Origin of the sequence: Streptomyces sp. 6-11-2, assembly GCF_006540305.1 — a bacterium.
Lineage (GTDB): Bacteria > Actinomycetota > Actinomycetes > Streptomycetales > Streptomycetaceae > Streptomyces.
The window spans coordinates 7724988-7746341 of the sequence record NZ_BJOR01000001.1; the positions used below are offsets into that span (position 1 = coordinate 7724988).

Here is a 21354-nt window from a genome sequence, read left to right on the forward strand (position 1 = left end):
CTGCGGCTGGGTGGTGTCACGGGGGCAGCGCTGTCTTGAGGGCGCAGGCCAGTGCGGCGACCGTGGGCCGGGATGATGGATCGGCCCGCAGGCAGGTGTCGATGGCGGCGGCGAGGGCGAGCGGCAGACGTCGCCGGGTCCCGATCGGTGGGGCGGCCTCTTCGAGCTGCCAATACTGGTCACCGGTGTCATGGTCGTGGCTGTCTGTCGCAGCTTGGCTGGCCCCGCAGGCGACAGGTTCCTCTCCGGAGGCTGTTTCGAACAGCGTGATGCCGATGCCCCACACGTCGGTGGCGGCCGTGAGCGGCCCGCCCCGGGCCTGCTCCGGAGCGAGATAGCAGCAGGTGCCCAGCCCCGCGGGCGCGGGCCCCGGAGGCCGGGCGAGACTCAGGTCCAGTACCTTGGCGTGGCCGCGGTCGACCACGACGTTGGCGGGCTTGAGATCCAGATGGAGCAGGCCCCGACCGTGGAGGTAGTGGACCGCCGAACACATCTGCACCCCGAGCAGCGCCACATCGGTGGCGGCCGGCCGCCGCCGCATCCGGTGCACGAGGTGGGACAGGGTCTCACCGGTCAGCGTCTCCAGGACCACGAGCGGCTCGGGCGACTTGAGCGTTTCGTAGCCACGGACCAGGTGCGGATGGGAGAAGTCCCGCAGCCACCGCCCCTCACGCAGCAGCCGCTCGCCCAGCCGCCGCTCGCCGCGGTGGTCCGGCCGCACCACCTTGATCACGCACCGGCAGTCGCGTTCCTCGCTCCAGGCGTCGTAGACGTCGAGCCAGCCGGTGCGCGCCAGATGCTCCAGGATCACGTAGCCCGGCGCCGGTTTCGTCCCCGAGGGCCAGGGGACGGGGGCGCTCATGACAGCACCGCGCCCGCGCTGAGCCGGTGCAGCCGGGCGTACATTCCGTTGCGGTCCAGCAGGTCGTCGTGGGCGCCGTGCTCGACGATCCGGCCGTGGTCGAGCACCACGTTGCGGGTGGCCACCCGGACGGTCAGCAGGTTGTGGGAGATGACGACGGTGGTCCGCCCGGCCATGGGCCGGCGCAGCGGGTCCATGATCCGTCGGCCCGACCGGACGTCGAGTCCGGTGGTCGGCTCGTCCAGCAGCCGTACGGGGGTGTCGCTGATCGTTGCCCGGGCGATCGCCAGGCGCTGACACTGTCCGCCGGACAGCGTCCGGCCGCGCTGACCGACCAGCGTGTCACAGCCCTCCGAGAGCCGCTCGATGAACCCGTGCGCGTCCGCCGCGCGCGCCGCCGAGACGACGTCGGCGTCCGTTGCGTCCGGCAGGCCGTAGGCGATGTTCTCCCGCACGGTGCCGTGGAAGACAAGGATCTCCTGGAGCACCACCGCGACGTTCTCCCTTACCGCGGACAGGCTCAGGCCCCGCAGGTCGGTGCCGTCGAGGAGAACCGCGCCCCGATCGGGGTCGTAGAAGCGCAACTGGAGCTTGGCGACTGTCGACTTGCCGGCTCCGCTTGCCCCGACCAACGCCAGTGTTTCGCCCGAGGCCACGTGGAAGGGCACGTCCGACAGCGCCCACGAGGCGGCACCGGGACAGCGGAACCAGACGCCGTCGAACTCCACGTCCCCCCGCGCGCGGCCGTTCCGCCGGGCGCCCGGAGCCTCGACGATCTGTGGCCGCTGGTCCTGCAATTCGATGATCCGCTCGGTCGAGGCGGAGGCCGCGTAGAAGGCGTTGCCGAGACTGGACAGGCCGCGGGCGTCGGCGACCCCGGAGAGCAAGAACGTCTCGACCGCGTCGACGTCGCCCGTGATGCGGGACAGCACGTCCCCGAGCCGCCGGCGTTCGAAGAAGCCGAGCGACAGCCCCTGGTCGTGCCGGAATACATCGGCCCGGCGGGAGAGCAGGAAGCGCTCGCCGACCCAGGTGGACGTCACGTCGTCGGCGAACCGCAGCACCCCGGAGCAGACGATCTCCGAGGCGTTCACGGCCGGGCCGACCAGGCTGAAGAGGAGAACGGGGACGAGCCATCGCCGACCGCCGCGGGTGCAGGGCCAGAACCGCCGGAACACCTCACGCGGTGCCATCGCGGGCGCGGCCGCCACGACGGCGGCGTCGGAGGCCTCCACCGACGGCAGACGCCGCAGGACATGCACCATGGGATGCGCACCTCGGGGGTCTGCGAAGCGGACCGGGGCATCCAGTCTCCGGCCCGCCCAGCACTCATTCGGTCAGTGGCGGCTATGGCGGTGTCCGCTGCGGTGACCCGAACGGCGTCCGCGGCGGTGGTGCGAACCGTGTCCATTGCGGTGATGCGAACCGTGTCCGCCGTGGTGCCTTGACGAGCGGTGGTCGTCATTCCTTGCAGGTATGAGTTTGCTGAAGATGGCCATTGCTCCTCCTGAATCTCGCTGAGGAACTCCCTCCACACTGGTTACGTCTCAGGGCCGGATTCGGATGGCGCGCGAACGAAAAATGCCGTTCTCAGCCAACGGACTGCCGGCCCCCGGTGGGTGCGACACCGAGCGTCGCCCCGCCGCCCTCTGCCAGGACGGCGGCGAAGTGCTCGGAGTCTTGGTGCAGTCCCTGAGGCTGGTGGGGATCGACTGGCTGATCGTTGGTGGCGAGAGCGGCCCGAATCACCGACCTTTCGGACTTGGCCTGGGCCTGCGACATCGGGGACCGCTGTGTCGATCGCCAGGCGGCCCTGTGCTTCAAGCAGATCGGTGGGCTCACCTTGAAGGCCGGCGGCGCCTGCTAGTGCCGCATCAGGCAACGTTCGCCCTGTTGTAGAACCAGGCCAATACGGCCGCGCCGACGGGTGTCCCGACAAGGAAACCCGTGAGGAATCCAAGGTCGTGATCAGCCACCACCGGAAGGGGCCTCCCCCTGGGTGGTGGACACGCATTCCTCGGCCAGGTCGCCTTTCAGCACGCCAACTCCACCTACCTGGACCTGGTGGAGGCGCCCGCCGCCCCTTCCGCGCCGGTGGTGACCGACGTGACCCCCACCTTCGGCGCACCAGGCGCCACGGTGACCATCAACGGCACCGGTTTCAGTTCGGACAGCATGGTCGACTTCGGCCACTTCGCCTGCACCAAGCGCGACATTGACCCCTCCGGCATCAGGATCACCGCTCAGGTCCCCAACGGAACCGGCGTCGTCCACGTCCGCGTCACCAACACCCTCGGCACCTCCCCGGCCGTCGCGATGGGGCAGTTCGCCTATGGCGGACCCGCACCTGTGGTGGTCAGTGCGGTCAGCCCGACCAGCGGAAAGGTCGGCACCCCGGTCACCATCAGCGGCTCGGGCTTCGCCGATGGCGCCACCGTGCACTTCAAGGACAGGGCATCCGATTCGGTCAAGTTCGTCTCCACCGGCCAGATCACCGCAACCGCTCCCGGTCAGCTCGACGACCACCAAACGGTTGACATCACCGTGACGGTCGGCAAAGCCACCTCTCCCACCAGCCCGGCCGACGAGTTCACCTACACCGGACGGTAGCGTCCGCACGCCCCCGTTCCCGGGGTGGCACTTCGAGCAGCCCCGGGCCCTTGCCGCCGACTGGTCGAACCGTGCCCGGGCGAGGGATCGCCGCAGGTCCGTTGGCCCTGCGGCGAGCAGGCCACGGAACTGTGCGGCACGGCCGAGCGGCTGCCGGGCGACAGGCTCTGCAGACAAAGCCCCCAGCCCTGCGCAGCCGCTGCCCGGACATCATTGACCAACTCGCCTCGGCAGACGCCTCCGGTCTGACCCGCGCCTGAGCTGCCTCCACCGTGCCGAAGGTCCCGCAGCCCGGGCTGCGGGACCTTCGCCCGTCATGACCTGGGACGGTTACGGGTAGCTGGTGAGGTTCGCGACGTTGTTGGCGGAATTGGACGGGCCTCCGGTGTTGTTGATCACGCGGCTGATGGTGCCCGTGCCACCGAGGGAGACCGTGACCATGCTGGTGAAGCGCACGTTCGGGTTGTTCGGTGCCTCGATGGCGCGCGCGGCGGTCACGCCCGGGTTGACGTTGAAGTAGCAGTAGCTGCCGAGGCCGTACGCCTGGTGGCTGGTGACGGAGTCGGCCACCTTGTAGGCGGCGTAGCCCTGGGTGGAGCCGTTCATCCAGGCCGCCTGGTTGGGCGGGTCGTAGGGCATCTCGTTCTGGTAGAAGTACGTCCGGCCGCCGTTGCCGTTCCAGACGGTCTGGTACTTCTGGTAGTGCTCGACGAACAGGCCGTACATCGTGACGTTGTCGCCGTTCACCACGAGTCCGGTGTCGCCGGTGTTGCTGGTCCAGCCGACGCCGCTGCCGTGGTCGGCGCGCCAGATCCACATGTGGTCGCCGATGACGTTGGCGCTGTTGACGACGAGGCTGGTGGTCGCCTTGCCGACGCCCGCGCCGCCGACGCGGAAGTACACGTCGTGCAGGGAGGCCGGGTTCGCCGCGTGGGAGGCCGTGGAGCCGCGCGGGCCGACCTCCAGCAGCGTGGGCGAGTTGGTGGTGCCCGCGTCGAAGAGGACGCCCGCGATCTTCACACCGTCGACGTCCGCGACCGTCATCGCCGTGACCCCGTTGTCCGGTATGAGCGTGGCGAGGCCGAGGCCCAGGACGACGGTGTCGGGCCGGGTCACCCGCAAGGTCTGGTCGAGGTGGTAGACACCGGGTGTGACCAGGAGGTTCTGGCCCGCGGCCAGGGCGGCGTTGATCTGCGCGGCGGTCGCGCCCGGCTTCACGACGTAGAAGGTGTTCAGGGACAGGGAGGTGCCGGCGGCGCTGCCGCTCGCCCAGCTGGTCGCGGTGGAGTTGGTGCGCACCGCCGGGACGAACACCTGGTAGGCGCCGGCCCCGTCCACGTACAGGAAGGGCTTCTCGCGGGTCACCGGGCTCTGTGCGACCGTCGTGTACGGCGGGTTCGGGAAGCTGGTGGCGGGCACGCCCTGGCTGCCGACGAAGACCATGTTCCAGTTGGACCCGGTCCAGCTACCGAGCTGCGCGTTACGGGTCAGCCACTGCTGCTGGCTGCCCGAGTTGACACGGCCGTCGATCTTGCTGTCGGCGAGGTAGCCGCCGCTGGACCAGCCGCCGTCGTCCAGCGCGAGGTTCCCGCGCAGGTGCATCCGGCGGTACGAGGCCGCCTGCGAGACCGCCCAGCGGTCGTTGCCGCCGGTCGGGTTGACTGAAAGGTTCTCCGTGCCGCGCCAGAAGTTCTGCGTGGCGTTGCCCTGGAACCAGTCGGCCTCCGCGTGCACCGCGCCGTTGACGGTCACCGCGTCGGGGGTCAGGCCGAGGCCGAGGACCTGGGTGTAGAAGCCGACGTTGACGTCGGCGCTGTAGGTGCCCGGCTTGAACATGACGGCGTAGCGCTGGGAGCCGAACTGGTTGGTCTCCTGCTGCTTGAAGATCGAGTTCAGTCTGCTCTGGATCGTCGACGACGACATGGACGGGTCGAAGACGACCACGTTCGGGCCGAGGTCCACCGATCCTGCGGGCGGGGTCACGGGGGCCACCTGGAAGCGTTGGGCGGCGGTGCCGTTGCAGGTGTACTGCACGAGCTGCACGCTGTCGGCGGTCGAGGCGGCCGGGTCGTCCAGGCACTTGCCGCTGTTGCGGTTGACGAAGTGGTAGGCGCCGCCACCCTCGTCGACGGGCAGCCACTGCTGGTTGGTGCCGCCGCCGTAGGCCCACAGCTGGACCGGGGCGTTGTCGGCCGTGGACACGTTCGTCACGTCCACGACCTGGCCGGCATCGTTGCGGTTGTTGATGCGTACGTAGCCGCCGCTGGTCGCGGTGAAACTCCACTGCTGCGCGGTGGAGTTGTTGCAGGTGTACTGCTGAACCGCCGTGCCGTTGGCGGTGCCGGCGGCGCGGGCGTCGAGGCACTTGCCGCTGGCCGCGTTGACGACGGTGGCCCAGTCGGTGGGCAGGGCGGCGGCGGCCGCGCGCGGGGCGGACGCGCCGGGGTCCGCGGGGATCGCGGCGTCCGCGGGAGCGGCCGTGAGGAAGGACGCCGCCGCCATGGTGACCAGGCTTGCGGCCAGGTATCTGGTGGCGGGGCGTGGGAGTCGGAACACGGGTCCTCCTTGCCGAACGGGTCGGCCGATGCGGATGGGAGATGCGATCAGCCGGTGTAGGCGGCGAAGACGCGCGTGTAGTCCCAGGCGGACTGGCCGACGCCGGAGCAGCTGTCGGCCGGGCCGCCGGTGCACGGGCGGTCGCGGTTGGCTGACCAGAAGGTCAGACGGGCCAGGTGGTGCTGCTGGGCGTAGCCGAGGATGGTACGGAAGTCCGCGACCGTCACCGTCTCGTTCTGGTCGGTGATGCCGTTCATCGACGAGATGCCCATGGTGCGGTAGGCCTGGTCGTCGCTGTAGCGGTACGCGTTCTTCAGCGCGTTCTTGAGGCCCTCGGCGGCCTGCACGGTCAGGTTGCCCATGTTCCGGCCGGCGCCGCCGAAGTCGAACGGCATGATGGCCCAGGCGTCGACAGCCAGGCCGGAGGAGGCGGCCCGGTTGATCAGACTGGTGTCGGGGCCGCTCTGCCCGGTGCCGATGGTGATGTACACCTTCAGGCCGGGGTTGTTGGCCTTCACGGTCTTCAACGCGTCGACCGTGCGCTGCTGGACGGTCGGGTTGCTGTAGGCGTCGGCCTCGAGGTCGATGTCGATGGCCTTCAGCCCGTAGGCGTTGATCACCTTCTGGTACGCGGCGGCGAGTTCGCCCGCGCTGGAGCAGGAACTCTCGAGCTTGTTGCCGCTGTAGCCGCCGAAGGAGGGGATGATGTCCCCGCCGTTCGCGCGTACGGTGTTGACGGTCTGCTGGTCGACGCCGCCGGTGAGCGGACGGCTGCCGTCCCACTGCGGGTTGCAGTAGCCGTTGCTGAGAACGAAGGCGAGCGTGAACCACTTCACGCCGGTGGCGTTGGTGATCGTGGTCGGGCTCGGCGGGCTGCCCCAGCCGTTGTAGAGGTACGGCGCCACGGCCATGGACGTGGCCGGAGGGGGGCCGCTGTCCGCGGCGGGCGCGGTCCACTTCTGATTGCTCGCGCCGGTGCACGACCAGATCTGGGCGCGGGCGCCGTTGGCCGACGACCTGTCGGTGACGTCCAGGCACTTGTTGGCCTGCTGGTTGACGATGTCGCGCGCGGCGGTGACGGTCCACTTCTGGTTGGCGGCGCCGGTGCAGGACCACAGCTGGACCTTGGCACCGTCGGCGGTCGAACCGCCGGTGACGTCGAGGCACTTGCCGAGGGCGCGGATGGTGCCGTCGGAGCCGACCGTCCACTGCTGGGCGGCGGTGCCGTTGCAGTCGTAGAGCTGCACGGCCGTGCCGTCGGCCGAGCCGGCACCGGCGACGTCGAGACACTTCCCCGCCAGTCCGGTGATGGTGCCGGTGGCGGCCTGGGCGGGGCCGGCCACGAGGAGACCGGCGGAGAGGGCGAGTGCTGCGAGGGATGCGACCGCGAGCAGGGGTCTGGCCATGGGGGGAATTGGCCTTTCACGCGGGGGTGGCGGAACACGGTCATAACACCGCTGTGATGTACGGGTGTTGAGTGCATTCCATGGACTTTGTTTAAGCCGTGAAGCTAAAGGTCCGGACCATCACCGTCAAGAGGTGAAGCAACACCTGAGACGCAATCGCCTCGATCCGCGATGAGTTGAACACCGGGCGCTCTACGGACGTGCGGGGTCCGGGAGACGGTCGCGCGAGGCGTCCGTGCGGCACGTCCCACCCCCGCCGACGGCGGACGCGCCTGGCTGGTGCTGTGACCGCATAGACACCTCAGCCCGTAACTCGTCAAGCCGGCCGCGCAGCGACCTAATCCCAGGACTCAGCCTGAGGCCGGTCCGCCACCTCAGTAGCTGTTCGCGGCACCAGCTCGTCCCACGGACCTCGGTCTCTGCGGAGCTCGGACGGCGGCTGAGGCTTTACAGGAGGTCACCGTGGAGCGGGCTCGCACCACCAACACCAACGAGTGACCTGTCGAGAGGCGCACTAGCAAGGGCGAGCGCGGCGGCTTCTCCGACGCTGTGCCCCCATGGACGATTGAGTCCGAAGGCGGACTGAAGTGGGTTGTGCGTCATCTGCGCACGATCAGGGCAGGTCAGGGCTTCTGCGCCTCTGTCTGGCCGGCACCGAGGCCGGCGACTACGGCAGCCAGTCGGCCCATGGTGTGGGCGACGCGGAGGCCATCCATGTAGTCCCGGACGTGCACGATCAGGCCGTGCCGGACCCGGAGCACCAAGAGACCGGGGAAGCTGAACGTCTGGCCGGTCGTGGTCACGGTCCCAACGACGACCTGCTCGACGGTGATCACTTCCGGGTCGATGCTCTCGTGGACGAGGACGTCGTGGATCTTCTGCGGCTGCGCTGGGCTCGCGCCCCAGGCCGCTCGATAGCCTGCACGGACTTCTTCGCGTCCCTGGTAGCGCTCGGGCATGCCCGGAAAGCCGAGAAACGGGAACTCGTGCACGGCGTCGGCAGCGTACAGATCAGCCAGATCGTCTGCAGACTTGTCGAGCATCGCCCGGTGGTAGCGGGCCAGGACGTCGCGGGGACTGAGGTCGGCCGAGGTGGTGTCCGGCATGACGGTGGGACTCCGTTCAGTCAGCGTGTGGACGAACTCGTCCGAGTGATGGACCGGAGTTCGGACGTGAGGAGGAGCCGAGGGCCTCCAAGTTCCTTTTGTTACACCTGACTTAGGGACCCTCATCACCGCACTCTACGTGAAGATCGACGACGAACTGGAAGGACTGCGATGGACGGGCAGAGAGCCCGTACTGACCGATCTCGAGCTGGTCCGCATCGCGGTGGCGCCCAGGCGCCCATGGCCACTGCGTCAGCCACTCACGCTTCTACTGGGGACTGAAGCGGCCTGCACCAGTGGCCCGACGTGATCGACATTCCGGCCTTCACTGTCGACCAGGCATCGTCTCGTTCCGCGGCCTGGCCGGCTCACGAAGGCAGGTGACCCCGAAGTCGAGCACATCGGGTAATCGTGCAAGCGGCGACGCCTGATCTCGCGTCGAAAGCGACGTCACACAACTCGTGAACAGAGCCACACCGCAGGCCGGCGTGGCTGTTGTGCGAGTGCCTTTCCTGGACCCAACCAACGTGATCAACCGCCTGTGGGTGCCCGTATCGCTCGTTCGGGTGCGCATCCCGTGCAGGTATCAGCCCCGATGTCCAGGATTGACCTCGCGATGTGTTTCCTCGTGAAGGTGAGAGAAAATGCCGACGTACATCACGCTGCTGAACTGGACCGATCAAGGTGTCCGAGACTACAAGGACACCGCGAAGCGCGCCGAGGCCTTCGGTACGGCGGTACAGAAGATCGGGGCGAAGCTCCTGGACATCTACTGGACCGTCGGTCCCTACGACCTCGTGGCCGTCGTCGAGGCACCCGACGACGAAACGGCCACTGCAGCACTCCTGCATCTCGGCGGGGTGGGCAACATCCGTTCCACGACTCTGCGGGCCTTCGGCCGAGGGGAGATGGAACGCATCATCGCCAAGGCGACTGGCTGACGAACTCCACTCACTGCAAGCGAAGGTGTCTGGTGAGCCGGCTGAGCAGGGCATCGCCACAACCCTGCTGAGAGGTCCGAGTCGGCCACCTGCGTACAAGTCAGGGCTACCACTTGCCGGTCAGGGTCGTCGGATTGCCGCGGACGGCTATGAACCGCGGTGTGTGAGTCGGAGCTTGATACGGGCACTGCCGAGTGGCCTCGGAGGGCGGTCCGCAGCGGGAGCGAGAGCGGAGCTTTCGCAGCGCGCGATGTCTGAGCATGGATCGACGACACAATCAGCCACGATGGCGGATGCGTCGACCGACCAGGCGCGCGTATGCCTTTCCCGCAGGAACTCGGGGGTGGGCCGCAACGTCGAGCCGGCCGCGTTGCCATTGCCCTCGTCCTGCTCGCCTTCTCGCGTCCGGGACAAGCTTCTCCAGGTCACCTGTGCCGGCGAACCTGGAGCCTCTGTCATCGAGTTCGGACCCGAAAGCAGACGACCATGAGGGTCTGTCAGGGACGGGTCAGGGTGTATGCGGGGTGATCCCTGATCTCTCAGTATGGTGCGGACCGAAAAAATCGACACATGACGAACCGACCTTGGGGAACTCGCCGGACCGCACTGACGCGGACCGCATTCATCGCCGCGCCGCTGTGCATGCTCGCCTACGGAGTCATCCGTCTGTCCGACCCGGACCACGGCCCGGGCCTCACCTGGACCAGCGGCCACATCGCGCTGATCGCCGGGGCGTTGCTCTTCGCCGCGATCTTCCTGGGACTCCTGCGGCTGTCGAAGCCGACGACCAGCGCAGCACGGCTGAGCATCCAGGCGGCGACGCTGCTGGGACTGGTGGGGGTGGTGGCCGTCACCGCCCAGGGCGTCATGACCTCGTTGTCGGATTCCGCGCCGACGACCGGGCCGGGATGGACCGGTTCTTCGAGAGCATTCAGAGCCACCCGGGCGTGATGCCCACGGTGTACACGGTGGGCCCGAATCTCTTCTTCGTCGGCCTGCTGTGGCTGGTGATCCAGCTCGCCGTGCAGCGCCGCATCGAGGTCTGGCGCCCTGTGCTCGTGGTGCTTGGTACGGCGGCGATGGCGGCCAGTCTGGACCTGATGCCGCTCGGCGCACTTCTCTTCTGCGCGGCACTGTCCCCCTTGGGACGGAACGCCACGCTCTTGCCGCTGTCGAGGTAGGTGCCGACGGCGCCGGTGGTGTGGCCGTCGTCGGCGTGGGGGTGGCTGAGGACCTGCCGGTGCCGGATGTCGTCGTAAATCTTCCGGGTCTGGTCGGACACCTCCCGGATCTCGGCTCGGGTGCACCGGCCACCTCAGGCGCCTGACTCGTCAAGCTGAGTGGCTGTGGGCATCTGGGGAGTCGAACACCGTCGGTCGGCTCGCTTGCTTGCCTTGCGCGCGGGTTTCCGGTCGCGCGAGAGTGTGGTTGACGCGGAGTCGGGGCTTATGGCGGCAGTACGGGGGACTGACAGGTGTGCAGGATGGATGTGGCCGCCAAGGACGCGGCGATCGCTCGATTCCTCCACCAGTACCCGTGGGTAGTCGATGCCGGCCGTGGCCATCCTGTCCTCGAAGGGTGTGAGGATGTCCGCTGGTCCGAGTTCCCGGAGTGCCCCGCCGCGATGCCGGTGCTGCTGCACGGTCTTCTTGATCAGGCCGCCGCGCCCGAGGCCAAGCGAGTACTCGCCAACTCCATTCTGAGCATCAGCGAGATGAACGCGGCCATGCCGGCGGTGCTGCCGTTCCTGTTCCGCCTGGCAAGCGACCCGCAGGTTCCTGCGCGGTCCGGACTGCTGGATCTTCTGGTCTCGGTCGCTGGGTTCTCCGAGCCGATCGACGCCGAAGACGAGGTCATGGTGCGCTGGTTCGGCAGCGACAGCGATCATCCTGAGCGTGAACAGTGCCGGGCTGTGTTCGTGGAACACGCGAGTGTGGTGGCGATGCTGGCGGGGGAACTGTCTGGTCCTGTCGATCGAACGAGGCATCGACAGGCCGCCGGACTCTTGTGAGTTTCCCGCGTTCAGGCTCCTTGCGCGACCGCGGGCGCCGGTGCGGGGAGTGCGACAGCTTCGTCGAAGCGGCGGCCGTGTTGGAGGCAGTGGTGAAGCTGGCCGAGCATGCGATTGAAGCAATGCCACGAATTCAACGCCGCGGCCACCGAGTCAAATGCCGGTCCAAGATGGGTGGTTCTGGCGGTGCAGGGCGGGGTCCCTTGATTAGGAGGAAGTTGACCAAGAGGTTTCTGATCAGGGGATGCCGTTGTCGAGCCAGCCACCTGCACCGTGACGCGCGCTATGACCGTCGCCGCGGGCGCCTTCGCCCCCGCTCACCTCGGTGGGCCGACTGAGTACACACCGTTCTGGAGACCAGGACGGTTCAGGCCCGTGTGCTTACGCTCCGCCCCAGGTCGGCATGTGTTTCGTCAGATTTCGGCCTCGCCGACCGACTTGCTGCCGCGACCTGTCTTCTCCCGCGGCCGTGGAAGAATCTGTGCCGGTGGAGCCGGTGCGGAGGGCACTGGCCACCCGGTCGCTCAGTTCGGCTGACTCGGCCTGCCGCAGCTCACCGCGGCCTGCGGCTGCGACCAGGTCGTCCCAGTATCCGCGGCCGGCCCAGCTCAAGGCGTCATCGACATGCTCGCGCTCCGGCGACCTGGCAGGCGCCAGCTCATCGATACGCGCCCGCAGCGTGGCCACCCGCCCGGCTCTGGCCGGATAGTCGAAGGCATCCGCGCGCAGACAAAGCTCCAGATAGCAGACGAGCAGCCCCAGATCGTCGGGAGCCGATGCCAGGCCCTGCTGGTAGGCGCGCTCTGCCGCAGCATCGTGATCGTCCTCGTCCTCCGCGGCGTGCGCCAGGCCGAGCCAGCGGTACAGCACTGCCGTCGGCCCCACCTGGTCAAGTCCTGCCTGCGCCGTCCGCCGTACGGCGGCGAAGCCACCAGCCGTGTACAACTCCGAGCACTGTTGCGCATACAGCTGCAGGCCCTCGGCCTGGGCTCGAGTTACCAGCTCGTCGATCAGCTGGTCGTCCACGGCCTTCGCCGACACAGCCGCTGCCGCCTCGACAGCCTCGTGCTCGGCCACGTTCTCACTGGTCATCGATGCATCTTCCATGATCGGGAGTTACACCGAACGATTTACAGTCCCGAAGACATCCTCAAAGTGCTCTGAACTACGCCGGCCAGGCCCGTCTGAACCGCTCCGGGTTCGGTAAGGGACTCGATCATTTGAGAGGAGTAGTGGCAGCCGGGAGGCGTGGACGACCGCCCGGCCCGTTTCATGCACCGGCCGAGGCCGTGGTGGCCGTCGCACGGACGGCGATGGCCGCGATGTCGTCGTCGAGACGGCCGCGGCTGTAGTGGACCAGGTCCCTGTGCAACTGCTCGAGCAACCGGGACGGGGAGTCTGCGTCCCAGTGGGTCGCGTGCTGCACCAGCGGGAAGAGTGCGCCGGTGTGGTCGCGGGTCTCGGTGACACCGTCGGTGTAGAGCAGCAGTTGGTCCTCGGTGGCGAAGGGGACGGTGTCGATGCGGTAGTCCTCCCCGAGCAGTGCACCCATGTTGACGGGCGGTGAGGGCGCTGTGGGGGTGACCTCGCGGACCGCTCCCGCGCGGAACAGCAGCGGAGGGGGGTGTCCGCAGTTGACGATTTCGACGGTCGATCCGTCGTCGGGGATCTCGGCGAGCAGGGCCGTGGCGAAATACTCTATCTGGTCGTCGGGCAGTAGTGCGGTGTAGCGGCTCATGCGCCTGTCCAGTCGGCGTGCCAGCCGTGCCAGGTCCGGCTCGTCGTACGCGGCTTCCCGAAAGCAGCTGACGATCGCTGATGCCGCGCCGACCGCGGGGAGGCCCTTGCCGCGCACGTCTCCGATGATCAGGCGGACGCCGTGGGCTGTCGCCAGTGCTTCGTAGAAGTCGCCGCCGACGCGGGCCTGGGCCGCGGCGGCCAGGTACAGGGCCTCGGTGTCCAACCGGCCGATGCGGTGCGGCATGGGGCGCAGCAGGACTTTCTGGGTCGTCTCGGCGACGGAGCGGACGTCGGCGAGGGTCTGCTCCCGCTGTTGGCGCACATGGCTGGCGTAGGCGGCCGCGGCGGTGGCGCCGGCGATCACTGCGAGGGTGATCAGGTATGTGTGCTCCTCACTCGGATTGCCGATGGTCACGGCGATCACTACGTTGAGGGCCGCGGCGAGCACGCCGATGGCCACCGTTCTGATCACTGGCCACACCGAGGCAGCGAAAGCGGGGGCGAGTGAGAGAAAGCGGCTGAAGTGGAGGTTACTCGGAGTGGCAAAGGCCAGCACGGTGATGATGGCGGTCAGCGCCAGGGGCGCAAGGAGCACCAGGTCCTCCTGGAGGCTGCGGGAACGACGCCAGAATCGACCGAAATAGTTCACATAGGCAGCGTATGTGAGTATCGGGTCGGCCGGACGCAACGCCGGCACCACGAACCCAACCGCCGCTCCGGCCCGGGACAATCCCCAGACGTGGGGAGTCCTTCGGACGACACGAATATCAGGGTCCGGCAGTAGGTGTGTCCCGTTGATGGGGACGGACTCCGGAGTTGAGCAGGCGCGAGCCGCGGTGATCATGACGTTTTCTACGCTCAGTGACCTCGGAGGGCTCGTGCCTGTCGGCTGTATCACCGAGGCTCGTACAGGCTGTGGGAGGCCGCGGCGGCGACCGGAGCGGAGAAGACGTCGCTGAGGAGACGCTCGAGCCCTCCTTCTGCGCGGCGGCGAACTGCACGCCTGCGATGACGAGTGCGGCGATGGCCTACAGTGCCGTGACCACGGTGACGGCCGGGCGCCGGCGCACCAGCCCGCTGCGTCGGGCCGGCACTGCCAAGACGATGCCGATCAGGGCGAACAGGGTCATATGGAAAGGGCCTTCCTCGCCCTGGACAGGGCCGATAACGCCTGCCTTGGGGATCGCCGGTACGTACGCGCCCAGCAAGATCGCCGCGACGTGGAAGGCGAGCAGCGACGCGATCAGGGTGACCGGGATGCATACGACGGGCAGGCCGAAGGCCCGAGGTTGGGCCTCGGCCGGTCTGTCGGTGCCGAACTTCGCGGTCAGTTTGTCGAGCACGGCTCGCAGAGTCGGTTCGCTGTTGGGCAGGGGCTTGTCGAAGACCTTCTTGCCGGCCGGGTTCAGTCAGTGGCCGAGATGGGCCGTCTTGACGACGTCCAGGCGGGGAAGACGCCCATGTCGCCGGTGTCGAACCGTGTGCCTTCCCGACCCGTGCTGCGAACACGGGCCTACGCGATGACCATCAGTCGATCCCTCGGGAAGGTGCGCCCCTCACCTGCGGCCCCGGGGGCCGGTCCACAAGTCATGACCATCGCTCCTCGGCGGGTCGGAGTGGGCACTGCGTGGCACGATGGACATGGCGGTTCCTTTCTAGGCGGCGGAGGAACGGGCATGGAAATCAAGCCCCAGGCGGTTGTCATCCCCAAGGAGACCGACCATCTCGAACAGGGAAAATACGGCCCCGTTTTCCCGAAAACTCCCGCGTGTTATGGCTTCAATATCATCGCGAATGTGAAGCCCGGTCGCGCGGAGGCGATCCGCGAGTACGGTTACACCCTGGCCAGGGCGCTGGAACAAGACCCCTATCTTCTCGCGCCGCTGAAGTTGCACTACCTGCGCTGGGTGCTCTTCGACGAAGATAAACGCTTCATGTACCAGGGAATTTTCGACACGGACTTCGACAAGTACACCGAAGATGCCATTGCGTTGTTCAAGAAGTCCGGCGTGAGCACGGCCTTTGAGAACCTGGAGGGATTTCCCGATGACTGGAGAACAAATCCCGAGGCATTCGTGAGGTTCGTGCGTGAGCACCACTGCCCCAGTTTCATTGAATATGGGGAGTATCCGTACGTGACAGCAGATGAGATCAAAAAAGCGCTGCGGATCAAGAGTTCCTTGACGGAGACGCTCGACCAGTTGCAGTGAAAAGGGCCGCGGCCTGCCAACCGCTGCGGATCGGAGACGTCATGAGCGAGTCCAGGACGGCCCGTACCTACAACCAGAATCATGTTCTGCGCCCCTACACGCCGGGCCAGCGGCGGGTGAGCATATACGTGTCCTGGAGTTATCCGGCCGAGGCCGGAAGGAACCCGGCGGAGCTGGACAACCGGTTCTCCACGATGACCGAGGTCCGGCGGGTTGCCTGGCCCGCGTACGAGGAGCCGAGGTGGTCCGACCCCTTGCAGTTCCTGCAGGGCATCGCGGGGTCTCTGGAGCTGTTCTTCTGGGCCTGGGTGCCCTTCCAATCGTTCGTCGAGGAGGCCACCGGGCACACCGTGCCGGTGTATCAACGCATCGATCAGGCCGGGTTCCGGACCCTGCTGGACGACCGGGTGCTGGCGGACACTGACACGTTGTTCGTCTTCGGGCTGGACCACATGGTTACGGGACAGGATGCCGAGCCGGAGGAGATCGAGACCCTGCGGCAGTTCCTCTCGCGGGAGGGAACCTCCCTGGTCCTGGGCCCGCACCACGACGTCGGAGCGTCGGACGACCTGACCGTACGGGACATGGAGCATCGCCACCACGGCGACCCGCTGGTTCCCCGCCAGCAGCGGTTCGCCAGGCACCTCCGGGGTCTGATGCAAGGGCTGGGAGTCCCCGTCGAGAACCGCTACGGGCTGCGTCCGGCGGTGCGGGAACCGAACAAGATCGCTCCACTGACCGTGGCCCGGGATCTGGACACAAAAGGCTGGCTGGAGGGGGTGACCACGTTCAACTTCCACCTGCACCTGCCGCACTACGCCGTGACGACGGAAGAGCCGGATGTCATCCATGTACTGGCCAGTCAGCCCATCGACACCTCCCGGCCGCACCCGTTCACCGAAGCCGGCAATACCGAGTTCAACATGTTCTTGTGGATGCCACCGAGCGGTGACCGGGCCGGCGATGTTCTGCTGGCGGACTCCACGATCTTCAGCTCGCTGTTCGGTGGCGACGAAAGCCTGCGGAACTTCTGGAGGAACATCGTCTCGAAGTAGCGCCGCTGGGAGGCGGGACTATGAGTGGGGAGAAGCAGATCGCCCTTGAACTCGACGACATTCAGCGCGGAGTTCTCAGCCCCAGGCCGACGCCCTATGCGGTGACCTACCTCTTGTTCCGCATCGACGACCGGGCACATGGGCGGGAGCTGATGCGGCGCGCGAGCGCGGCGACCACCTCCGCAGCAGACTCGACCAGCCCGCTCGGGGACACCTGGGTGAGCGTCGCGGTCACCTACCACGGCCTCAAGGCGCTCGGGGTGCCGCGCGAGTCGCTGGACACCTTCGCCTGGGAGTTCCGGCAGGGCATGGCCGCCCGGGCCAAGGCGCTCGGCGACGTGGGCGAAAGCAGCCCCGAGAACTGGGAGACGCCCTTGGGCACGGCTGACGTCCATGTGGTGCTCACCGCGGTCGCGCCCGACATCGCGCAGTTGGAGGCGGCCATCGATCGGGCCCGCCTGACGTATGAGCACCTGACCGGTATCACCGCGATCTGGCGGCAGGACTGCTACGCACTCCCTACGGAGACCGAGCATTTCGGCTACCGGGACGGCGTCAGCAACCCCGCCATCGAGGGCAGCGGCATCGCCGGGTCGAACCAGCTGGAAAGGCCGCTGAGGGCCGGCGAGTTCGTTCTCGGCTACCCCGACGAGCTCGGCGGCGTCCAGACCCCGTGGCCCGAGATACTCGGACGCAACGGAAGCTACGCGGTCTTCCGTAAACTCCACCAACGCGTCGCCGCGTTCCGGCGCTGTCTGAAGGACCAATCCACCAGCCGCGAGGACGAGGAACTGCTCGCAGCCAAGGTCCTGGGGCGTTGGCGCAGCGGCGCACCACTGGCGCTCAGCCCCCACCAGGACGACCCGGCGCTGGGCGCCGACCCACATCGCCGCAACACCTTCCTCTACGAGCGCGACGACCCAGCGGGGTTCATCACCCCCGGCGGCTGCCACATCCGCCGGGCCAATCCCCGGGACGCGTCGGTGGCGGGAGAAGTGAGGCTGCACCGCATGATCAGGCGCGGCGCCGTCTACGGACCGCCGCTTGCGGACGGCGCCGTCGAGGACGACGGAGTGGACCGGGGACTGTTGTTCGCGTTCATCGGTGCCCACCTCGGGCGGCAGTTCGAGTTCGTCCAGTCCGAGTGGCTGAACGACGGCGTCTTCTTCGGCTCAGCCAACACCAAGGACCCGATAGCCGGAGCCTACGAGGGCGTCACCGACTACACCATCCCGCGCCGGCCCGTACGGCGGCGTCTGCCACAGATGCCGCGGTTCACGGTCACGCGCGGGGGCGAGTACTGCTTCCTGCCCGGACTGAGCGCCCTGCGGTGGCTGGGCGACCTCCAGGACTGAACCGTGGCGCTGCGGCCCGCCCGGGCGCCCCACCACCGGACCGGAACGCCTCAGCCACCAGCTCAGCTCTGTGGGGCGTCTTCGCCGACTTCCCGCTGCTCCTGCTGGCGCTGCTCGGCAACCTGGTGATCATCCCGTTGCTCGGCTGGGGCCTGGCCGAGCTGCTCGGCCTTCCCACCGCCTCCTTCATCGCGCTGGTGCTGGTCGCTTCCTCACCCGGCGGGCCGTTCGGCGCGAAGCTGGCCATGGTGCAGAACGGCGATGTCGTGGCAGGCGCGGCCATGCAGGTCCTACTCGCCGCCATCGGTAGCCTGACCTTCGGCCCGACCGTCAACGGCATCCTCACCGCCGCCAAGGTCGGCGGAGGGGTTTCCCTCGACGTGGCCGCGCTTGTACGGACCGTGGCGATCCTGCATCTCGTACCATTCGGACTGCTACTGCGCCACAACGCCCCAAGGGCAGCGGGTTCCTGGCACCCCACCGCGATCAAGGTCTCGAACGTGACGTTCCTGATCGTGCTGGTGGGCATGCTGCTCGGGAACTGGCGTGACGTGGTCGCACTCGTCGGCTCCCTGGCCCTGCTGGCGGGGTTCGCCCTCGCCAGCGCAGCCTTCGCCGTCGGCACGATGCTGGCCACGGGGCCGACGGTACGTCGCACCACCATGGGAAGTGTCGCTGCTGTGCGTAACGTGGGTCCCGCGCTGGCAGCCGTCGGTATCGCCTTCGCAGGCGAGCCGGCGATCCTCGGCGCGCTCGCCGCGGTGCTGCTCAGTGGTTTGGTAGCGGCGCTGCCGATCGCCGCGTTCCTCAGCCGCGGGCGCGGCAGTCTCAATACTCACGCGACCCGCTGACCAACCCGATGCCCACCCCGGGGCCGCCGATCAAGGCAGTACCGGAGCATTGACACGCTCGCGGGAAGCGCCCTTCAGGCTGCCTGCTCGCCGCACATGGTCCAGTGGGCGCGGCGATGGCTGCCGCGGGCCTGGTCGCGGCTGCCGTCGCCGCAATCGTCGGGCGCCGCCGCACCGGCATCGGCGCCCCAGCCGCTCGGATGCAGTGATCACCTGTGCGTCGGCGCAGGACGCCCGGGTCAGCCGCGAAAGGGCGGATTCCGGGTGTCGCTGGCTGCGCTTGCGCGACTGGCGAGAGCGACGGAGTTCGCCGTGGACACGCCGGAAGCCCATCGTGGGTTCTCGGCGCCGAGCCGGATGATCAGGTCGCGCAGCTTCTCGGGCACAGGCGGGCGTCCCGGCGAGGCCGGTTGCGTCGACTTGTCCTTGATCAGACGCTGGTGCCAGGCCAGGAGGGTGCGCGGAAACCTCGTCGCCAGAGGTGGCCTTTGGGCGGGTCCCACTTGATCAACAGGTAAGTGATCAGGCCGATCAGTGGCACGACGGACAGCACCAGGAAGGTGTCGGTGGGTCCGAGCGAGTCCTTGATCTGCGGAAACACGTACAGGCCGACGACACTGCCGAAGCTGCCGACCATTCCGGTGACACCGGTGCCCAGGGCGCGGACGTCACTGCTGTAGGAGAGCGCGGCGATGGACTTGCCGTTGGCGCCGGGGCCCGCCGAGTGGCAGAGGATGAACGGCACCGGCAGCAGGAACGCCATGGCCGTGGGCAGCTTCTCGAAGGCGGGCCTCATCGCCACCAGGGCCACGAAGACCCTGGCGAAACCGGCGGCGGAGCTGAGCCGCAGCCCGATGCGGCGGCCGTCGGGTTCCGCCAGGCCGGGCTCCTGTTCGGCGGTGGGCGTTGGCCCGGCCGGTTCTGCGCTCAGCGGATGTGCCGGGCCAGGCCCGTCGCCTTGGCCATCAGCCATTCGAGTGGTCCGCGCTGCTGGAAGCGCGACCAGACGGTCGCGAACACCATTGCGGCCGCGATGAAGCAGAGCAGGACGTGCAGGGGCAGTCCGGGCAGTTCCTCGATGCCCAGGAATCGGATGGCGACGAGGTGGCCGACGTACGCGGTCATCGACATGGAACCGACTGCGATAACCGGCCGGGCCAGGGACTGGAGCCGCGGGAAAGCGTTCGTCGCGGCCAGGCACGCGGTCACGACCGTAATCGCCACGCCGGTGTTGCCCAGGATCGACAGGGTGGTCTCACTGTGCGGGGAGGCAGCCCACAGCCAGGCGGGGGTGTCCCCGGACGGATAACCCGCGGTGTCGGACCACCACACGCTCGCCCCATTCCCGGCCGACGTCGACGCGCCGATGGCGTGGACGACGCCGGGAAAGAGGTGGAGTGCCAGCCAGGAGCCTCCGTAGCCGGTGATCATGAGGGCGGCACCCGTGAGGGCCAGGCGCGTCCGGACAGCGGTGGCAGCCAGGTCCAGGCGGGCCACGGCCATGCCGGCGATAACGAACGGGATCCACGTCAGGGCCGGGTAGGTGCCGGTGAAGAGCAGCGAGACGATGCCGTCGGGCTCACCGGGCGAGCGGACGCCACTGTCGCCGATCGCCTGCTGCACCACGTACAGCACCTGGGGCAGGACGAGGGCCGTTCCCACGGCGATCGCCGCCAGGGGGCCGGCGCTGAGCCGGTACACCGGCAGTACGAGCAGGAAGTACAGGCCGTAGAAGGCGAGGATCACATCGACCGGGGTGCCGCTCATGGTCAGGGCGGTGCCCAGGGCCAGAAGGATCATGGCCCGGATCACCACCTTGACCACTGCCTGGCGCCCGGCCCGCCCCGTCTTCGGCGTCCTGCGCCCGGTGATGAGAACAACGGCGAAGCCCGCCAGGAGGGCGAAGAGCGCGGCGGACCTGCCATGGGCCAGCTCCATCAGGAAGCCGGTCACACCCCCTTGGTCAGGGTCGGGCCCCACATGGGCCGCGTACATGCCGAATACCGCGAGTCCGCGGGCCAGGTCCAGCCCGATCAGTCGGCCCGTCGCCGCCTTCTTGCTGTCGCGCGCGGGGGCCGGGGCGTCCACCACAGGAGCTGCGACGTCTGAGTACTGCGTCATGCCTTCCAGGTTTTTGAGCGTGGGCTGATCGCCGGGTAACCGGCAGATGTCCGGGCCGCCCCGCCATCCGGCGGAGGCCCACCTGCCGGGTGTCTGGAGCCGCTGCTTGCGGAGCCGCCCTGGTCATCTGGGGCTTTGGGCTCGGTGTGGCAGGGATGGACAGCCATCGGCCGGTGTGCTTTCGAATGTACAGCCGACGGCCCCGAACAGACTGTGAGCCGGAACACATGTGATCCGGCTTGCGGTGGTGAACGATCAGGCACTGCTCCGATCTTCCGGCTCGTCCTCAACGGGGCCGATGAGATCGAGGTCGTGGCGGCGACTGGTGCCGGCCGTCGACATCGTCTGCGCGGAACGCCCGGACGTGGCCCTGCTGGACATCCGGATGCCGGACATCGACGGCCTTGCTGCTGCCTTCCGGTAACAACGTGGCGAGGCTGCCGGCTCGTTGGGAAGCGGGCAGTCAGGAGGCGTTCGTCGCCATGATGAACGACGACTGTTCCTGGAGTGTCGTGCACCGTCGTCAACAC

19 protein-coding genes and 1 pseudogene are annotated in these 21354 nt (G+C 68.0%); 9 read left to right on the plus strand and 11 right to left on the minus strand.

The annotated features are described in order from the left end of the window. Window positions 1-16: 16 nt before the first annotated feature. Both TNCT6_RS34700 and TNCT6_RS34705 read right to left on the minus strand, forming a co-directional pair. Window positions 17-862: a serine/threonine-protein kinase gene (locus TNCT6_RS34700; RefSeq protein ID WP_141365489.1), complete on the minus strand. Its 846-nt coding sequence runs from the start codon at window positions 860-862 to the stop codon at window positions 17-19. Then, on the minus strand, window positions 859-2127 hold the full coding sequence (locus TNCT6_RS34705; protein WP_141365491.1) for an ABC transporter ATP-binding protein: 1269 nt from the start codon (window positions 2125-2127) through the stop codon (window positions 859-861). The genes TNCT6_RS34700 and TNCT6_RS34705 overlap by 4 nt, the downstream gene beginning before the upstream one ends. An 832-nt stretch (window positions 2128-2959) precedes the next feature. Between TNCT6_RS34705 and TNCT6_RS34710 the strand changes: the two genes are divergently transcribed. Further along, the gene (locus TNCT6_RS34710; protein ID WP_301184413.1) at window positions 2960-3472 is read left to right on the plus strand and encodes an IPT/TIG domain-containing protein; all 513 of its coding nucleotides are present in this window, start codon (window positions 2960-2962) and stop codon (window positions 3470-3472) included. A gap of 330 nt (window positions 3473-3802) precedes the next feature. On the opposite strand, the gene TNCT6_RS34715 is transcribed toward TNCT6_RS34710, so the two are convergent. The 3 genes from TNCT6_RS34715 to TNCT6_RS34725 all read right to left on the minus strand — a co-directional run bounded on the left by TNCT6_RS34715 (window position 3803) and on the right by TNCT6_RS34725 (window position 8540). Continuing rightward, on the minus strand, window positions 3803-5974 hold the full coding sequence (locus TNCT6_RS34715; RefSeq protein ID WP_141367101.1) for an RICIN domain-containing protein: 2172 nt from the start codon (window positions 5972-5974) through the stop codon (window positions 3803-3805). A gap of 101 nt (window positions 5975-6075) precedes the next feature. Continuing rightward, window positions 6076-7434: a lectin gene (locus TNCT6_RS34720; RefSeq protein WP_141365493.1), complete on the minus strand. Its 1359-nt coding sequence runs from the start codon at window positions 7432-7434 to the stop codon at window positions 6076-6078. A 623-nt stretch (window positions 7435-8057) separates the two neighbouring features. Then, window positions 8058-8540 carry a nuclear transport factor 2 family protein gene (locus TNCT6_RS34725; protein ID WP_141365495.1) on the minus strand — a complete coding sequence of 161 codons (483 nt, stop codon included), beginning with the start codon at window positions 8538-8540 and terminating at the stop codon, window positions 8058-8060. 644 nt (window positions 8541-9184) lie between these two features. Here TNCT6_RS34725 and TNCT6_RS34730 point away from each other — a divergent pair. After that, a complete protein-coding gene (locus TNCT6_RS34730; RefSeq protein ID WP_141365497.1) occupies window positions 9185-9481 on the plus strand; it encodes a GYD domain-containing protein in 297 nt (98 codons plus the stop codon). Between the two features lie 570 nt (window positions 9482-10051). Beyond that, entirely contained in the window at window positions 10052-10432 is a 381-nt protein-coding gene (locus tag TNCT6_RS34735; RefSeq protein WP_141365499.1) for a hypothetical protein, read from the plus strand. Here TNCT6_RS34735 and TNCT6_RS34740 read toward each other — a convergent pair. Continuing rightward, complete coding sequence (locus TNCT6_RS34740) at window positions 10413-10763, minus strand: hypothetical protein (RefSeq protein WP_141365501.1); 351 nt, start codon at window positions 10761-10763, stop codon at window positions 10413-10415. The two genes, TNCT6_RS34735 and TNCT6_RS34740, sit on opposite strands and share 20 nt — an antisense overlap. 201 nt (window positions 10764-10964) lie before the next feature. Here TNCT6_RS34740 and TNCT6_RS34745 point away from each other — a divergent pair, with 201 nt between their 5' ends. Next, a complete protein-coding gene (locus tag TNCT6_RS34745; protein WP_141365503.1) occupies window positions 10965-11492 on the plus strand; it encodes a hypothetical protein in 528 nt (175 codons plus the stop codon). A 381-nt stretch (window positions 11493-11873) separates the two neighbouring features. Here TNCT6_RS34745 and TNCT6_RS41310 read toward each other — a convergent pair whose 3' ends face one another. From TNCT6_RS41310 to TNCT6_RS34765, 3 genes and pseudogenes are all read right to left on the minus strand, one after another. Next, on the minus strand, window positions 11874-12584 hold the full coding sequence (locus TNCT6_RS41310; protein WP_253266340.1) for a hypothetical protein: 711 nt from the start codon (window positions 12582-12584) through the stop codon (window positions 11874-11876). Window positions 12585-12762: 178 nt separating this feature from the next. After that, window positions 12763-13881: a PP2C family protein-serine/threonine phosphatase gene (locus tag TNCT6_RS34760; RefSeq protein ID WP_253266341.1), complete on the minus strand. Its 1119-nt coding sequence runs from the start codon at window positions 13879-13881 to the stop codon at window positions 12763-12765. A gap of 595 nt (window positions 13882-14476) precedes the next feature. After that, window positions 14477-14694: pseudogene (locus TNCT6_RS34765) on the minus strand (IS110 family transposase); the annotation flags it as partial. Between the two features lie 214 nt (window positions 14695-14908). Here TNCT6_RS34765 and TNCT6_RS34770 point away from each other — a divergent pair. The 4 genes from TNCT6_RS34770 to TNCT6_RS34785 are packed head-to-tail and all read left to right on the plus strand — an operon-like array spanning window position 14909 to window position 18703. Further along, window positions 14909-15442 carry a hypothetical protein gene (locus tag TNCT6_RS34770; RefSeq protein WP_141365505.1) on the plus strand — a complete coding sequence of 178 codons (534 nt, stop codon included), beginning with the start codon at window positions 14909-14911 and terminating at the stop codon, window positions 15440-15442. Window positions 15443-15483: 41 nt separating this feature from the next. Further along, window positions 15484-16497 (plus strand): hypothetical protein, encoded by a 1014-nt coding sequence (locus tag TNCT6_RS34775; protein ID WP_141365507.1) that lies wholly within the window; start codon window positions 15484-15486, stop codon window positions 16495-16497. Between the two features lie 20 nt (window positions 16498-16517). After that, window positions 16518-17852 (plus strand): Dyp-type peroxidase, encoded by a 1335-nt coding sequence (locus TNCT6_RS34780; protein WP_141365509.1) that lies wholly within the window; start codon window positions 16518-16520, stop codon window positions 17850-17852. Next, complete coding sequence (locus TNCT6_RS34785; RefSeq protein ID WP_141365511.1) at window positions 17828-18703, plus strand: bile acid:sodium symporter; 876 nt, start codon at window positions 17828-17830, stop codon at window positions 18701-18703. The genes TNCT6_RS34780 and TNCT6_RS34785 overlap by 25 nt, the downstream gene beginning before the upstream one ends. Before the next feature lie 430 nt (window positions 18704-19133). Here TNCT6_RS34785 and TNCT6_RS34790 read toward each other — a convergent pair whose 3' ends face one another. Both TNCT6_RS34790 and TNCT6_RS34795 read right to left on the minus strand, forming a co-directional pair. Next, window positions 19134-19676, minus strand: a complete 543-nt coding sequence (locus tag TNCT6_RS34790; protein ID WP_253266342.1) for a hypothetical protein — start codon at window positions 19674-19676, stop codon at window positions 19134-19136. Then, the gene (locus tag TNCT6_RS34795; RefSeq protein ID WP_141365513.1) at window positions 19631-20824 is read right to left on the minus strand and encodes a DUF418 domain-containing protein; all 1194 of its coding nucleotides are present in this window, start codon (window positions 20822-20824) and stop codon (window positions 19631-19633) included. Before TNCT6_RS34795 ends, TNCT6_RS34790 begins: the two co-directional genes overlap by 46 nt. A gap of 298 nt (window positions 20825-21122) precedes the next feature. Between TNCT6_RS34795 and TNCT6_RS41780 the strand changes: the two genes are divergently transcribed. Next, window positions 21123-21248 carry a hypothetical protein gene (locus tag TNCT6_RS41780; RefSeq protein ID WP_301184414.1) on the plus strand — a complete coding sequence of 42 codons (126 nt, stop codon included), beginning with the start codon at window positions 21123-21125 and terminating at the stop codon, window positions 21246-21248. Window positions 21249-21354: the final 106 nt, after the last annotated feature.

Coding starts and splice junctions, on each gene's coding strand:
- TNCT6_RS34700 (WP_141365489.1), bottom strand. CDS start 862: ATGAGCGCCCCCGTCCCCTGGCCCTCGGGGACGAAACCGGCGCCGGGC.
- TNCT6_RS34705 (WP_141365491.1), bottom strand. CDS start 2,127: ATGGTGCATGTCCTGCGGCGTCTGCCGTCGGTGGAGGCCTCCGACGCC.
- TNCT6_RS34715 (WP_141367101.1), bottom strand. CDS start 5,974: ATGGCGGCGGCGTCCTTCCTCACGGCCGCTCCCGCGGACGCCGCGATC.
- TNCT6_RS34720 (WP_141365493.1), bottom strand. CDS start 7,434: ATGGCCAGACCCCTGCTCGCGGTCGCATCCCTCGCAGCACTCGCCCTC.
- TNCT6_RS34725 (WP_141365495.1), bottom strand. CDS start 8,540: ATGCCGGACACCACCTCGGCCGACCTCAGTCCCCGCGACGTCCTGGCC.
- TNCT6_RS34730 (WP_141365497.1), top strand. CDS start 9,185: ATGCCGACGTACATCACGCTGCTGAACTGGACCGATCAAGGTGTCCGA.
- TNCT6_RS34735 (WP_141365499.1), top strand. CDS start 10,052: ATGACGAACCGACCTTGGGGAACTCGCCGGACCGCACTGACGCGGACC.
- TNCT6_RS34745 (WP_141365503.1), top strand. CDS start 10,965: ATGGATGTGGCCGCCAAGGACGCGGCGATCGCTCGATTCCTCCACCAG.
- TNCT6_RS41310 (WP_253266340.1), bottom strand. CDS start 12,584: ATGACCAGTGAGAACGTGGCCGAGCACGAGGCTGTCGAGGCGGCAGCG.
- TNCT6_RS34770 (WP_141365505.1), top strand. CDS start 14,909: ATGGAAATCAAGCCCCAGGCGGTTGTCATCCCCAAGGAGACCGACCAT.
- TNCT6_RS34775 (WP_141365507.1), top strand. CDS start 15,484: ATGAGCGAGTCCAGGACGGCCCGTACCTACAACCAGAATCATGTTCTG.
- TNCT6_RS34780 (WP_141365509.1), top strand. CDS start 16,518: ATGAGTGGGGAGAAGCAGATCGCCCTTGAACTCGACGACATTCAGCGC.
- TNCT6_RS34790 (WP_253266342.1), bottom strand. CDS start 19,676: ATGGCTGATGGCCAAGGCGACGGGCCTGGCCCGGCACATCCGCTGAGC.
- TNCT6_RS34795 (WP_141365513.1), bottom strand. CDS start 20,824: ATGACGCAGTACTCAGACGTCGCAGCTCCTGTGGTGGACGCCCCGGCC.
- TNCT6_RS41780 (WP_301184414.1), top strand. CDS start 21,123: ATGAGATCGAGGTCGTGGCGGCGACTGGTGCCGGCCGTCGACATCGTC.